Source organism: Anabaena sp. UHCC 0204 (genome assembly GCF_009711975.1).
GTDB lineage: Bacteria > Cyanobacteriota > Cyanobacteriia > Cyanobacteriales > Nostocaceae > Dolichospermum.
The window spans coordinates 123,509-137,145 of sequence record NZ_VIKW01000012.1; the positions used below are offsets into that span (position 1 = coordinate 123,509).

Genomic DNA, 13,637 nt, shown 5'->3' on the forward strand with positions numbered 1-13,637 from the left:
TCAATTAACTTATGATCCTCTTTGAATCTCGGTAAAGATTTTTTCTAAGATTTCTGTAGCGCCTTGTGATCTGAGAATACTGGCTAGTTCTGCGCCTAACTTTTCAGCATCAGCAGCCGCACCGCTGACGGTATCTTTAACTATTTGTTGACCATCAACGCTGGCCACAAGACCTTTTAGTGTTAATTGATCACCATTGATTTCTGTATTTACACCAATGGGAACTTGACAACCGCCTTCTAAAACTCGTAAAAATGATCTTTCTGCTAAACAGCGATCGCGTGTTTGCGGGTGTTCAATGGCTTTCAGCAAGGAAATTACTTGAGTATCATCAGCCCGGCATTCTATCCCCAAAGCGCCTTGTCCAACGGCATGGAGGGAGACTTCCGGGGTCAAAATTTGATGGATGCGATCGCTCATTTCCAATCTTTCTAACCCAGCTACCGCTAAAATTAAAGCATCATACTCACCTGCATCCAATTTTGCCATGCGTGTGATTAAGTTTCCCCGGACATCCTTAAATGTAAAATGAGGGAACTTATGACGTAACTGTGCCAGTCGTCGCAGGGAAGAAGTCCCAATTACCGCACCAGCGGGTAAAGTCTCGATTTGTTTACCTTTATGCTTTTCATGCAGTACCACCGCGTCTGCGGGGTTTTCCCGTTCTGTAATTGCTGCTAGTGTCAACCCTGCTGGTAAGTTAGTTGGCAGATCCTTGAGGGAATGCACAGCAAAATCAATATCTTTATTGATCATGCCCAATTCCAGTTCCTTGGTAAATAGTCCTTTATCACCAATTTTAGCCAATGCTACATCCAGGATTTTGTCCCCTTGGGTAGACATGGTATGGACTTCAAAAGTAATGTCAGGAAAGCTTTTCTGGAGTTGCGCTTGCACCCAGTATGTTTGAACTAAGGCTAGTTGGCTTTTACGTGAACCAATACGAATAGTAGTGCGTGCAGGACTAGAAACTGAAGTCATAAAACTATTTGTCAAACCAGGCGATAAATTAACATTTATCTAGACTACCGCAGCAAGTGACGCACTGGATTGGATCAGGCTGATTCTGTGAAGATTTTATTGGCAAATTGCTTTACATTTATTTACAATTTAACCTAATTAGCTCAATAAGTTCTGAGCCAGGATCGTGAAATTAACCTTCATGCACATAAATATCTCTGATCGGAAAGGGAATTTCAATACCCTCTAGCTGATAACGTTTGTGCAATTTCTTCACAAATAAGTGTTTACCAATCCGCTGATCGAAAAATTCACTAACCCGCATATAAAGTGTATAATCTATACTAAAATCATTGAAAGTATGAAACCTAAGATAAGGTTCATTTTTAATTAATTCCGGTGCAATTTCTTGCATAACTTCTTTGGCAACTTCGATAGTAACTCTTTCTACTAAATCCAAATCACTCTTGTAACTAACACCAATATTCATTGTTAAAGTAATTTCTTTCTCAGGTAGATGGTAATTAGTAAAAATCGCCGACGCTAACTTAGAATTAGGGACAATTATCACATTATTAGAAATTTCTCTAATCGTTGTATTCCGCCATGTGATATCTGCAACGTAACCCTGATTGCCATCATCTAACTTTACATAATCTCCAGTTCTCACTTGCTTAGACATAACCAAATAAAAACCAGAAAATAAATTTGCTAATGTATCTTGTAGTGCTAAACCTACTGCTAAACCTCCAACTCCTAATGTCGTAATTATAGGTGTAATTTCAATACCTACAGTTTGCAAAAGGATTAATGTCCCTAACATTAAAACTGCAATTTTAGCAAGATTAGATAGTAGTGATGTAGAAACTCCTTCTGTTCTGCGAACTAATAAAGTCACAAAACCATCTGCTAATCTAGCTAGGACTAATGTCACTGAATATAGCAGAATTATAGTCAGAATTTTTTGCAGAACATTAGCGATATCTGGTTTGAGGGGAGAACTAAGAATAGCCCAAAAAAATCCGGCAATTACAAACCAGATAAATGTCATCCTGTGCAATGATTGAAATATAATTTCACTGCCAGGAATTTGTTTTTTAGTCACAAATGTTTTCAGTTTTCTGAAAATCACTTTTTCGCCAACTAATCCAGCAAGTAATCCAGCCAGAATAAATACAAACGGTATAATCCATTCGATCATATAGCACCCTAAATCATTTATGAACGTCTTATATTATCTGTTGTCTGCCCTCATGAGTCTGTTTGTAACTCAAAGATAGGATGACTACAATTAATTAAACCTCAGATTAGGATATCAGCATCAGTAAATTATCCTGGCTAGATTTTACCTTATTGTTTACCAAACAATCTCCAGAAAATATTGTCTAAGTACAATAATTCGTCTTGTCGCTGCTAGATTTGTGTATCTCCCGTCAGCACAAAGGCATAAATCATAACCTTAAATACTCGATTTATTGGAGAAGTTAGGTATATTTTGTTTACACTCATTTAATAATCTTAGAAATAAATAAAAATGAATAAATATACAAAAAAAGCCAAATCTTCAAACATCTGACAGAAAAGGCGTAGGGACAATTCATATTGGATCTGGTTAAATACTGATATCAAGACTGTCCACCCTGTCACCTGCTAGATACAGCAGAATTCCCCACGTCAGTAAGAATCTTGATTTTTCGTTAATTTCAGAGATATAGGTGCGTTTTACCTTTTTGATAGCGGATCTCTTGCAAAAGATGTAACTCTATTATATGGTGAGGCCAATGCTTTTTGAACTCAATTCTCTTAAATTATTCCTGGTCCTTTACCTCTTTTATCAAAATTCTCTGTTAGCAAACCGGTTTTATCTTCATTGACTTCTCGTAATTCCTGTATCCGTTCTGCTTTCTCTTTTTCTGCTGCTTCCCGTGCATCACCAGGGACTTCATAATACATTTCTGGTTCAACTGGATAATTATTCAACAAACCCTCTTGATCAATTGTGTAACCATCTGTTGTGCGAATACTGTCAATATGAGTTTGGTTATCAGTAGACGCACTGGAAAGATTTTCTTCTGTAGGACGGTGTTTATAATGTTCTCCTTCACGTTTGATTCGTGCTGCTGTTTCGGCTGGAATTATTCCCCGATCATAAGAATCTGAAGTAATTTTTTCATTTTGCTCATTCATACAATTAGTCCTTTTGGCTTTTTCAGCATTCCAAACTCTAGATTAGAATTTTTTGGCAGATAAAGATACTATCTTCAGGAGGAACTTCCAAAAATACTTTGATCAAAAACATCTATCTATAGATGTAGATTATATTTTTAAATTCAAAAGAAAATGTAGATAGATGATTGTCCTATCTACATTTTATTAGTAATTATTTCTCAGAAAATATTTAACCTAATGATTTTTGTTTGAAAGAGCTAAATTTCTGAGATAATTCTTGCCGAGTCTCATATTTAAGGAGATAACGGGCAGTAAACCAAATAGAGTAAAATAGGCCGATCAACTCAAAAATTGGTTGTAGTAACGGTATATCATTCACAGCGTCTAGTAATGCGATCGCTACTTTAACTGTGACTAAAGCTGATAAAATTAAAAGTAAGGTGATTAAACCTTGCTTATTGTTGTTCAAAATACTGCCTAAATAATCTGGCAGTTTATTAAAGAAATCAACAATTTGGCTACTAATTTTTTGCCATTGGGATTCAGTTTCCTTAGCAGGAGGTAGCTTTGGTAAATTGCCATTGTCTCCATCTGAAAAAGATAAGATATCTTGTGGAGAAGTAGAATTTGCTTGTTCTGGTTGCGGTGCTTGAGTTTCCATCATGGTTGTCATTTGGGAATTACAACATTTTTGACAAGTGAATGGACGTGATTAAAATATAACAGGTTAGAGGCTAAAATTTTCAATTATTAAAAAAATAAAACATTTAACCTCTCTTTAGCTTATGAATATTTTCTTCCCAATTTGCACCATCAAAAGGTACAATTTCAAAATCACCAATTACATTCCCATCTAAACACCGCACATTGACATCAATACAATCAGGGTGACTACGGGGAATATAAAAGGAATGAATACCACAAATACCACAGAATTTATGTTGTGCTACTCCTGTATTAAATCTGTAAGTTTTTAATACATCCTCACCCTGTAGCAAAGTAAACTGTTTTTGGGGGACAATTAAATGCAAAAATCCTTTTTTAGCACAAATTGAACAATTGCAATCATCTACTTTGTGGTTATCAACTATGACCTGAAATCTAACTTTACCACAATGACAACCACCTTCATAAGTAACAGATTGATTCATCTTTAAATATCTCTACTTAACATTAAGTTTTTCAAGTTGATTAACTCGCATCGTTAGTTTGTTAACTTTTTGATTTAATTCAACTACTAAAGTTGCTAAGTTATCAAACATTTTTTCCTGTTGTGGTTGTGTTAACTTCTGTCTCAAATTAGGAGAACCGGGAAGGCTATTTGCAGATGGTAATTGATTATTTTTTCTAACCATTAATTCAAGCTGCTGTAAGCGTAAATTTAGAGTCCTAACATCAGCTTCTAAATTATTAACACGAAAATCAACCTGTTGTGGTGAAGCCGTATTTAACAAAATACCACTCCAAACAATAATTACCAATACCCCCATTAATAGAAATCTTCTGAACATCATATTATTAATTAAGCAAAAATTGTAGGTTGGGTTGACAAAGGAAACCCAACAAATCAGCTAATTAATCAATTTTCATTGATCAGGTTGTAAAGAAGAAAATAGTTTTTTCCAATCTGGATTATGAGCATTTTCTTCACTTTCTTTCACTTCAAAAGTTAGATTACTAGCTTTTGGTTCTTTGATTGCTTGGACACAAATTTCTGCCACATCATCACGGCTAATTTTTCCTTTAATATTATCACCTTGTTCAAAGATTAATGCTTTTCCTCCTGCTGTTTCTGTCAAAGCACAAGGTCTAATAATTGTATAAGGAATTCCACTAGCTTTTACACTTTCTTCCCCTCGCAACTTCCAAGTTAAAATCCCTCCCAATTGGTCATTTAATCTCACCGCTGGTGGTTCTTCCTCTAAATTAATTCCTGGTCTTCCTGGACGAGTTACACCAGCAGAACTAATTAAAACAAATTGAGGTAAAGTTTCCCCACCATAAGCTTTAATTGATTCAACTTCCAGGGAAAAAATACCTGGAGAAAAGTGAGGATTTAAAGCACCATCATATTCAAACTTACTCAACATTAGTTGCAAAGAACAAACTTTACTAACATCCATTGGTGGACAATCTTTAACAATTTTGGCACGAAATACGGGAACTAAATCTGCAAAAGGAATCTGAATATCTAGCCAAGTATTAGCAACAGTATCAAAAGAATAGCTATGACCAACTCCGTCCCAAGTTGATTCTGTGCGTAAAAATATTTTATAACGTTGTCCATCACCTTTAACCCGTAACTTCACACCTTGACAACCTGATAAATCAAGTAAAGGTGAAAAATTCTTAGTTCTGACAGAAGCAAAACCCCCAGAATTAGCAGTAGAAACATTTCCTGTAAATACTGCTGTATTTTCCTTAATTTGGAAACTACTGGCGCTGACACCACCCATGACTACATCATCTAAAGCACCCCAGATATTTTTGATTTCATCTGATGGTTTAGTAAAATCAAATATGGGTTTTTCACCCACAGAAACTAGATATTTTGCTGCTGTTTCTACTAAATTTTTCACACCTTTATATTCAACATTTTCTGGTGTATCTCCGACAATTTCCGGTTGATAAAATTTCACACCTTGATTATATTTTGCTCTATCTGGTGTATCTCCTTCCACAGGTTGGACACGCACGGAGGTACAACAAATTACGGCTTGAATATTAGCCATAACTAAATTTGTCAAAGTTTCTGGTTTCGTAATATCTCCAACTACCAAATCAATATCATCACCCAAAATTGGCCGCGCTTTCTCAATATCTCGAACTAAACAGCGGACATTATACCCCTGTGCTACCAATTTTTTGACAACTCGTTTACCGACTCCACCAGTCGCACCAGCTACTAGAATCACAGGCATATTTCTTCCTTCTTTTGATATATTTTGTTCATCTTTAGGACTACCTTGAAATATTTTTTGTATCCAGTTAAGAACCGGAAATACTTCAAAATAAGTTAGAGTTTTGATAAACCTGCATAAATCCCATCGAGAACTATTGTTATTATTCATAGTTACTATTTAATCACTCTAGTCTCATTGTATCAATTTTGTGAGTACATGGTGAAAAAGATCCAATCCTGGGTATAATCTAACAGTCCCGAATAAAAGTTAAATATCTCTTCCTCTGCGCCTCTGCGGTTAGTTAAAATGAATAATATCATGATGACTCAATTTGAAAAAGCCCAAACTGAATACGAGAACTTTCCCCAAGGATTTACTAGCATTATTATTAGTACCGTGAGTAAAGAGGGAATTCCTAATGCTAGTTATGCGCCTTTTGTAATGGATGATGATAAAAACATCTACATCTATGTTAGTGGACTAGCTACTCACACCCAAAATATTTATGCTAGTCCTTATGTAAGTGTTTTATTTATTGACGACGAAGTTAAAACTAAACAAATTTTTGCTCGTCGGCGATTAAATTTTGATTGTACTGCTAGTTTGATAGAAAGAGATACTGAAAAATGGCAGCAAATTGTTGATAAATTTCAAATTCGGTTTGGAGAATTGATTACCACTTTACGCAGTTTACCTGATTTTCGGATTTTGCAACTTAAACCTCATAGCGGTCGTTTTGTAATTGGGTTCGGCTCTGCTTATAATATTAATGCTGATAATATAAATCAACTTGTCCAAATTACCAAAGATTCACTTTCATAATCAGGACTTGCTGGTAGTGACTCCTGAATGGGCGCAGGCCCTGCGCCCCTACTAAAAAAACTTTTCAGCAACTTTTAATTAATTATGCTAAGATTTCAACCTCCTGGTTTTGGTAGTAAATTCATTCATACATCTTTAGGTGCAATGGTTTACTATACCCAAGTTAGCGCACCTTGGGAAAATGCAAAAGATAAAGATTTACCACCATTATTATTTCTGCATAATTTTGGTGGTGGTGCTTCTGCTTATGAATGGTCGAAAATTTACCCAGCTTATGCTTCACAATATCGAATTTTAGCCCCAGATTTAATTGGTTGGGGAAAATCTGCTCACCCGGTGCGAGATTATCAAATTCAAGATTATTTAACGACGATTATTGAGTTTATTACTCAAACTTGTCATCAACCTGTAACGGTAATAGCATCTTCTTTAACTGCGGCTTTTACTATTCGTCTCGCGGTGACTTATCCCGATTTATTCAAAGTGTTGTTTTTAGTTTGTCCTTCTGGTTTTAATGATTTTGGAGAAGGTGCAGGGAGGAGATTACCACTTTCTTTAATTACTACACCTCTAGTAGATAATTTAATTTATGCTTTAGGTGCAGAAAACGAAATTGCAGTCAGGAATTTTTTACAAAGTTTTCTTTTTGCTAACCCAGAAAGATTGACTCAAGAAATGGTAAATGCTTATCTAAGTTCTGCACAACAACATCAAGCTAAGTTTGCGGCTTTGGCATTTTTACGAGGAAATCTTTATTTTGATTTGAGTTTATATATTCAACAACTTCAAGTTCCCACTATCATGTTATGGGGGGAAAAAGCACAATTTACCAATATTGATTTAGGACGACGGTTAGCAAGTTTAAATCCTGGTGTGATTAAAGGTTTTCATGAAATACCCGATACAGGAATTCTCCCCCATTTAGAAATACCAGCGGTTGTTATGGGAATTTTGCAAAAATACAATAAAGCTGGGGAATTAAGAATATAAATTAAAGGAATTAAAAATTAAAGAAATTAAAAGGTAGAGAGGTTTAATGGCACGTCTCTATAAGGATTAAGAAAAATGGATATTTAATTTTTACCAACTGTCCATTGGATTTTTTTGGGCAATCATGTATAATAGTGATATTGTTGTTTTCGCCATAACTTCGGGCAAACAACCACAAAAATACTAGAGACGCGGCTGCTGAAACCATGTCTCGTTTATCACTTCAAAACCAAGAGTTTAGTTTAAGACTCTCATGGAGTTTTCATGCAGCCAAAAAATATACAACGTCTCATGCGTGCTTTAGAAAAGCAGGGTTTAGACGTAACTTATCAAAATAGCACTTATTCTGTGCGTCTAGTTAACTCACCGGATACCCCAGTAGCCGAAGTATTACTACCAGAAGGTTTTCCTGTAGAAGCAAAAGCACTCAAACAGTTAGCGAATTTAGCCAATATTCGCCACCCCTCTGGCGGTTGTGTATGTCGTGCTTGTGCTACACCAGATTTTCATCCGGGTGATGCTGGTGTAGCAATTGGTTCAATTGTGGAAACAGAAGGTCAAGTCATTCCTGCTGCTGTCGGTTCTGACATTAACTGTGGAATGCGCCTACACGTAGCCGATTTGACTATTGATCAATTTTTATCAAAGCGCGACAAATTTGTCGAACTGATGAAAGGAGATTACTTTTTTGGGACGCGAGATGTGACAATGACTGCTAAAACCATGCAATCTCTATTTCAATATGGGGTTACTGGTTGGCTAGATGTGATATTAGATTCGCCTACAGGTAGTTTTATTAAGTCAGATTTGTTACAAATTGCCCAAGAAAGCGATCGCATTTTCCTGAGTGGTTCAATGGCTGGTAACTGGAAACTTGCACCAGAGGAATTGATACCCAATACTGGAGTGGTGCGAGATGGTGGACTAGCAACCATTGGTGGTGGTAATCATTTTGTCGAAGTGCAACGAGTTGATCAGGTTGAAAACCGTTCCTTAGCTTATGCTTGGGGAGTGCGTGAGGGACAATTAGCTTTTATGATTCACTCCGGTTCTCGGAATGTGGGTAAGTACATTGGCGGAATGTGGCGAGATCAAGCCAAAGCTGCTTGGCCAAAGGGTTTAAAATACCCAGAAGCACAAATTTTTCCCCTTTCTAGTTATTCTCACCTAGAACTGGTTGCTAGTTACTTAGAAGCAGAAGCGACTGCTGCAAACTACGCTTTTATTAATCGTCTGTTGTTAGCAGAATTGTTACGTCTGCGGTTGCGGGAAGTTTACGGAGATGTGGAAGCACCTTTGGTTTACGATTTACCGCACAATATTACCTTACCGCAAAATGCAAATTCTCAAATTGGTAGATGGATAACCCGTAAAGGCGCTTGTCCTGCATATCAAGGACAACCTGTAATTATCCCTGGTTCGATGGGTGATTTTTCTTACTTAATGGTTGGCAAAGGTAATCCAGCATATTCTCATTCTGCATCACATGGGGCGGGAAGAATGCGATCGCGTTTTGACCTGAACCGCAGAGGTGCAACCGAAACTGAAGCGGAATTGGGATTAACAGGGGTTGACTGTATAACTTTACGGGAAGAACGACGGATTGAAGAAGCACCCGCAGCTTATAAACCGATTCAGTCTGTCATTAATGTGCAAGTTGAGGCGGAAATGGTAGGTATTGTAGCGAGGTTGAGTCCAGTGTTAACTTTTAAGGCTTAAAGTTTGATGCCGACGTTTTTAAATTACCTCAAAATGGCTGGAACGCATAAATCTTAACTTGCTTCAACACTCAATCAAAGGCGCTGCTGATTTTCTGTGTTCATTTTCACAGACTCAACAACGCCCATTTTTTGGATATTCCAGACCCAATACTTAGTATTTAGACGGCTTCTGTGTTCTTTTCTCCTGTCCGAATCCTGACAACTTGTTCAACAGGGGAGATAAAAATTTTACCATCACCGATTTCACCAGTGCGGGCTGCGGCGATAATTTTATCTACAACCATATCAACTAAGCCATCTTCAACAACGATTTCCACCTTGAGTTTTTGGAGAAACTCCACGGTATATTCTGAACCCCGATAGCGTTCAGTTTGCCCTTTTTGCCGCCCGAAACCTCGAACTTCGGAAACTGTCATACCGACGATACCGGCGTTAACTAAGGCAATTTTTACTTCATCCAGTTTAAATGGACGGATAATGGCTTCTACTTTTCTCATTTTTTTGATTCCTGACTTCTAATAGCGTTGTTTATATATCTAAGCAGATTCGTTGTCTCACGCTGTAAATATAGCCATAGTTATTTAATTTCAGCTTGATGTATTGGATTCCACTGTTTTTTCATCGTCTCCAATTATGGACTATTTTCTTGCAAAAGCGATCGCCAATCAGCGATCGCCTGTTCTGTCCACAACCAATTTTGCGATAAGTTATCAATGGTAAAATCTGCCGGCGCATTTTGAATTACCATTTGTCTGAGTTTAATCGCTTCCTGTAAATATTGCTGACGTTTATCAGCGGGTTGATTTTTGGCAGATTGATATAAACCTAAAGCTAACCCAGCATAAGCTGTCAATGCCTCCGGTTGTCCAGCTATCTGCGGATATTTTATCGGGCGAGAATTCTGATCTGGCTGGATATTTAATGCTAAACTCAAGGACTTAAACCAAGCATCATTAGCATAATTGAGATTATTCTCCGCATAATAAGCAAATCCCAAAGCATTATTATACACAAGAGAATCTGGTTGCTTCTGTACAGCCCTAGACCAATAACGGCGAGCATCATCAATACTATATTTATTATTTTTCGTTTGTACTGACTGCCAAGCTAATCGCCCCCGGAAAAAGTTCACAGATGGATTTTCAGCATCCTGTTCCGGAATCAAATTTAAAGCCGTTTCCGCCGCCGGCAAAGCACCGCGATTCATTAATTCATTAATAGCATCCAAACCAGCTTTTAAATTGCCCTGACTCAACTGTGCCGTAGCTGTAGCCGTGACAATTCCCGTAGCTGACGTAGCTAAATTAATGCTCGGATACTGATTATTTTGGGAATTTTGTCCAGGAATTGGTGGGACATCTGGTAACTGTGGCGATCGCTGTTGATGCCACAACCAACCCATACCAACACTGAGAGCGATCGCACTCATACCTAAAATACTATACCAAAATCTCCATTTTGGGCGCTGAGTGCGATTATCTCTGGGCAGTAAAGGTGATGGTGATAACTGAGGATTTGCCTGACGCTTTTCCAGTTTCGCGGAGGTTGATGTCATAGGGGCGGGGACATTTGCCCAACCTAAATTTCCCTTCGTCTCGGAAACCTGCATTTCTGACAGATGGTGAAGATTCTCCTTTTGGATCAGTTCTGCTTTCATGCTTGGTTCTTGAGTCGTAGCTTCTGGCTTACCGAATTGACGAAACAAATCAGAAACTAAAGCCGAATCCTCATTATAACTAGGGTCATCATATTCAATTTCATCTACTAAATCACCCCAAGTATCTTCCCCTAACCAGTCTACCTCTTGTGTCTCCTCTTCCAAATTAGGGTTGAGGATATCATCAATAACTAAAGGCATTTCTGGATGATTGGCGACAGTAGAATAGTTATTATTACTCCGCTTTGGTGGCTGATATTCGTTCAGTAACTCCGAGTAGCCAGATAAATTAATTTGCGGTGTCAAACAACCATCAAATTCTCGCTGAAGATACAAAATTGGTAAAGCCCAGTACATCTGTTGAGAACCATAAGCAGAAATTAAACCCTGACGGACTCGACTTACACATAAATCCAAAGGATAGCCCTGACTCAAATTTCGGTAAAACAATTGAGTCAATGTCAGCGCCACCTCATCAGGTATACGTTCTGACATCGCCAATATACTTTTAATGCCCCTTTTTACCAAGCTTTCTGTTAAGTTCCGTTCTCCTGAATCTTCCGCAGCCTCGGATCTAGCCCGATATGCCCCTAAACAGGAGTTAAATACTGCCATTTGAATATTATTGTTTACCAGTAACCCAGCTAAATCGTCTCCGCTGAGAATCTCTGTTAACCCAGTTTTTTTACTGACAAGATAAATTTGCCCACCATTCGTACCTAAGTTACTATGACCGGAATAGTGAAGAATATGATAATGTCCCTGTTCTAAAGCTTGAGTCAGTTCTTCTCTCCCTGGACCGTCCAAAACAGTCAGTTCAATCTCTGGGAAATGATGATTACCATCAACTACACGGGCAGCTTGGCGATGTAGTTCTGCTTTGAGGTTGATAGCTTCTTGTTTGAGCAAATCCAGCCGCACTAAGTCAGTAGGTGCAGAAATCACCATTAGCACTTTCACCCCCCGTTCGTCGGGTGAAGTAGGAAGATGATGAGTGGGTATGCGTGATGCTGGGGCTAAACCACTTTGATAACGGGCAAAGGTGATATAAGGACCCGTGGCTAAAGGGCGATCGCCTGCGTGCATCACTTCCCATGGCAACCGCGCCAACCTAGTATCCTTCAGTCCCAATCTCAGCCGCAACACCTGTTGGTGATTTTGGGCAATCCCTTGGGCGGTAATCCAACTATCCCTCAGCGTCCCTTGAAACAACGCATTATACAATTCCTGCCCCAAAGCCACCAAATTAACAGAGTTCTTGGATACCATATCCCCCTGCAAAACTAACTGCAAAGGGTCATCCATCAAATGTCCCGCCGCCGCTAACCATTCACTCACTGGCCAATGTACCAGTTCCTCTGCTAACGGTACTCCCGGCGCAACTTGTTCCGTCCGCACCAGATAATCATTCTGCCCTACCGGGGTTGCGGAAAGGTGAAATTCCTGGGTCACAACTTTTGCTCCATAAAACTTATTTCCCACTTCCACCAAGCTAGACGACTACTTTTTCTCCACAAGCGTAACTTTCGGATCAGCCAACTGTAAAAATTCCTTTCGTACATTCAACAGGTTACAAGCCACATTAAAATATCTATCTATTGTGATTATATGCTTTAAACATTAACTGTTCTCACCGTGATAAGTATTTGGACAGAATTAACTACACACATTGTTGTTCTCTTCTCCTTTCCCTGTTCGGAGTCTCTATTAATGAATTTATTTTTGTTCAACTACTTAGCAGGATTACTTTGGGGACTGAAATCTTCACCACTTAGTCTTGTTAATACCTTAGATGTTTTTTACCTTTCTAATGTTTCAGATGGGGGGACTTAGTATTGTAAAACTTTGGTGAATTTATAGACAAATATCATTACTTATCATTGAGAACTTACGCAAAATATCCTCAAAACCTCTTTCTTGTGTGTCCTCTGTACCTGGAGTGGTTAGATATTCCATGATTCGTGCGTAAGTCCTGTCATTGTTTGGCCTCAACCACTTTATCCGGATTGGTTGATCCCCTTCAAGAACACTTTATTGGTAGATGCACCTTGATCTTCAATTCCCCTAGATGGTTAAAACCTACTAGGGGTTTTCTTTTCACAAAAATCGCCAAGTTCTGTGGATCTATTTACTCAATTTATGATCAATAAAAAACGTTCCTGATTGACAAGAACGTTTGAAAGCATTTTTAGATCAGCGATGAAGTAGATAAAATCCCCATAACTAACTCCCCTACCCAGCTACCAGCCACAGGAATTTTTTCGGTATGTGACAAACAGCAATATTTGGGTAACTTTGTCCGGAGCATAAATTAGAAATAATGAACATTAAATTTGGTAGATGCACCCTGATAACTCAACTCCCCTAGTTGGCTAACACCACTGGGGGTTTTTTCTGTTTATGGTTAGTACAACG

At 38.2% G+C, this 13,637-nt stretch carries 12 protein-coding genes; 3 read left to right on the forward strand and 9 right to left on the reverse strand.

Annotated features, from left to right (window positions below):
* Window positions 1–9: 9 nt before the first annotated feature.
* The 7 genes from hemC to FJR04_RS12515 all read right to left on the reverse strand — a co-directional run bounded on the left by hemC (window position 10) and on the right by FJR04_RS12515 (window position 6,200).
* Window positions 10–981 (reverse strand): hydroxymethylbilane synthase, encoded by a 972-nt coding sequence (gene hemC / locus FJR04_RS12485; protein WP_168495148.1) that lies wholly within the window; start codon window positions 979–981, stop codon window positions 10–12.
* A 172-nt stretch (window positions 982–1,153) separates the two neighbouring features.
* Entirely contained in the window at window positions 1,154–2,161 is a 1,008-nt protein-coding gene (locus FJR04_RS12490) for a mechanosensitive ion channel family protein (RefSeq protein WP_168495166.1), read from the reverse strand.
* Between the two features lie 602 nt (window positions 2,162–2,763).
* The gene (locus FJR04_RS12495; protein ID WP_168495168.1) at window positions 2,764–3,147 is read right to left on the reverse strand and encodes a hypothetical protein; all 384 of its coding nucleotides are present in this window, start codon (window positions 3,145–3,147) and stop codon (window positions 2,764–2,766) included.
* A 211-nt stretch (window positions 3,148–3,358) separates the two neighbouring features.
* The gene (locus FJR04_RS12500) at window positions 3,359–3,802 is read right to left on the reverse strand and encodes a CAAD domain-containing protein (protein ID WP_254445277.1); all 444 of its coding nucleotides are present in this window, start codon (window positions 3,800–3,802) and stop codon (window positions 3,359–3,361) included.
* 94 nt (window positions 3,803–3,896) lie between these two features.
* Window positions 3,897–4,280, reverse strand: a complete 384-nt coding sequence (locus FJR04_RS12505; RefSeq protein ID WP_168495170.1) for a GFA family protein — start codon at window positions 4,278–4,280, stop codon at window positions 3,897–3,899.
* Between the two features lie 12 nt (window positions 4,281–4,292).
* Window positions 4,293–4,643, reverse strand: coding sequence for a hypothetical protein (locus tag FJR04_RS12510; protein ID WP_254445278.1), 351 nt, complete (start codon window positions 4,641–4,643; stop codon window positions 4,293–4,295).
* A gap of 72 nt (window positions 4,644–4,715) precedes the next feature.
* Window positions 4,716–6,200, reverse strand: a complete 1,485-nt coding sequence (locus FJR04_RS12515; RefSeq protein WP_168495172.1) for a CIA30 family protein — start codon at window positions 6,198–6,200, stop codon at window positions 4,716–4,718.
* A gap of 153 nt (window positions 6,201–6,353) precedes the next feature.
* On the opposite strand from FJR04_RS12515, the gene FJR04_RS12520 reads away from it, so the two are divergent.
* The 3 genes from FJR04_RS12520 to FJR04_RS12530 all read left to right on the forward strand — a co-directional run bounded on the left by FJR04_RS12520 (window position 6,354) and on the right by FJR04_RS12530 (window position 9,563).
* Window positions 6,354–6,854, forward strand: a complete 501-nt coding sequence (locus FJR04_RS12520) for a HugZ family protein (RefSeq protein WP_168495206.1) — start codon at window positions 6,354–6,356, stop codon at window positions 6,852–6,854.
* An 84-nt stretch (window positions 6,855–6,938) separates the two neighbouring features.
* Window positions 6,939–7,844 carry an alpha/beta fold hydrolase gene (locus FJR04_RS12525; RefSeq protein ID WP_168495174.1) on the forward strand — a complete coding sequence of 302 codons (906 nt, stop codon included), beginning with the start codon at window positions 6,939–6,941 and terminating at the stop codon, window positions 7,842–7,844.
* Between the two features lie 264 nt (window positions 7,845–8,108).
* Entirely contained in the window at window positions 8,109–9,563 is a 1,455-nt protein-coding gene (locus tag FJR04_RS12530) for an RtcB family protein (RefSeq protein ID WP_168495176.1), read from the forward strand.
* Window positions 9,564–9,723: 160 nt separating this feature from the next.
* Here the strand turns inward: FJR04_RS12530 and FJR04_RS12535 are convergent, their stop codons facing one another.
* Window positions 9,724–10,062: a P-II family nitrogen regulator gene (locus tag FJR04_RS12535; RefSeq protein ID WP_168495178.1), complete on the reverse strand. Its 339-nt coding sequence runs from the start codon at window positions 10,060–10,062 to the stop codon at window positions 9,724–9,726.
* A 134-nt stretch (window positions 10,063–10,196) separates the two neighbouring features.
* Entirely contained in the window at window positions 10,197–12,674 is a 2,478-nt protein-coding gene (hetF, locus tag FJR04_RS12540; RefSeq protein WP_168495180.1) for a cell division protein HetF, read from the reverse strand.
* Window positions 12,675–13,637 lie beyond the last annotated feature (963 nt).

Coding starts and splice junctions, on each gene's coding strand:
- hemC (WP_168495148.1), bottom strand. CDS start 981: ATGACTTCAGTTTCTAGTCCTGCACGCACTACTATTCGTATTGGTTCA.
- FJR04_RS12490 (WP_168495166.1), bottom strand. CDS start 2,161: ATGATCGAATGGATTATACCGTTTGTATTTATTCTGGCTGGATTACTT.
- FJR04_RS12495 (WP_168495168.1), bottom strand. CDS start 3,147: ATGAATGAGCAAAATGAAAAAATTACTTCAGATTCTTATGATCGGGGA.
- FJR04_RS12500 (WP_254445277.1), bottom strand. CDS start 3,802: ATGACAACCATGATGGAAACTCAAGCACCGCAACCAGAACAAGCAAAT.
- FJR04_RS12505 (WP_168495170.1), bottom strand. CDS start 4,280: ATGAATCAATCTGTTACTTATGAAGGTGGTTGTCATTGTGGTAAAGTT.
- FJR04_RS12510 (WP_254445278.1), bottom strand. CDS start 4,643: ATGATGTTCAGAAGATTTCTATTAATGGGGGTATTGGTAATTATTGTT.
- FJR04_RS12515 (WP_168495172.1), bottom strand. CDS start 6,200: ATGAATAATAACAATAGTTCTCGATGGGATTTATGCAGGTTTATCAAA.
- FJR04_RS12520 (WP_168495206.1), top strand. CDS start 6,354: ATGACTCAATTTGAAAAAGCCCAAACTGAATACGAGAACTTTCCCCAA.
- FJR04_RS12525 (WP_168495174.1), top strand. CDS start 6,939: ATGCTAAGATTTCAACCTCCTGGTTTTGGTAGTAAATTCATTCATACA.
- FJR04_RS12530 (WP_168495176.1), top strand. CDS start 8,109: ATGCAGCCAAAAAATATACAACGTCTCATGCGTGCTTTAGAAAAGCAG.
- FJR04_RS12535 (WP_168495178.1), bottom strand. CDS start 10,062: ATGAGAAAAGTAGAAGCCATTATCCGTCCATTTAAACTGGATGAAGTA.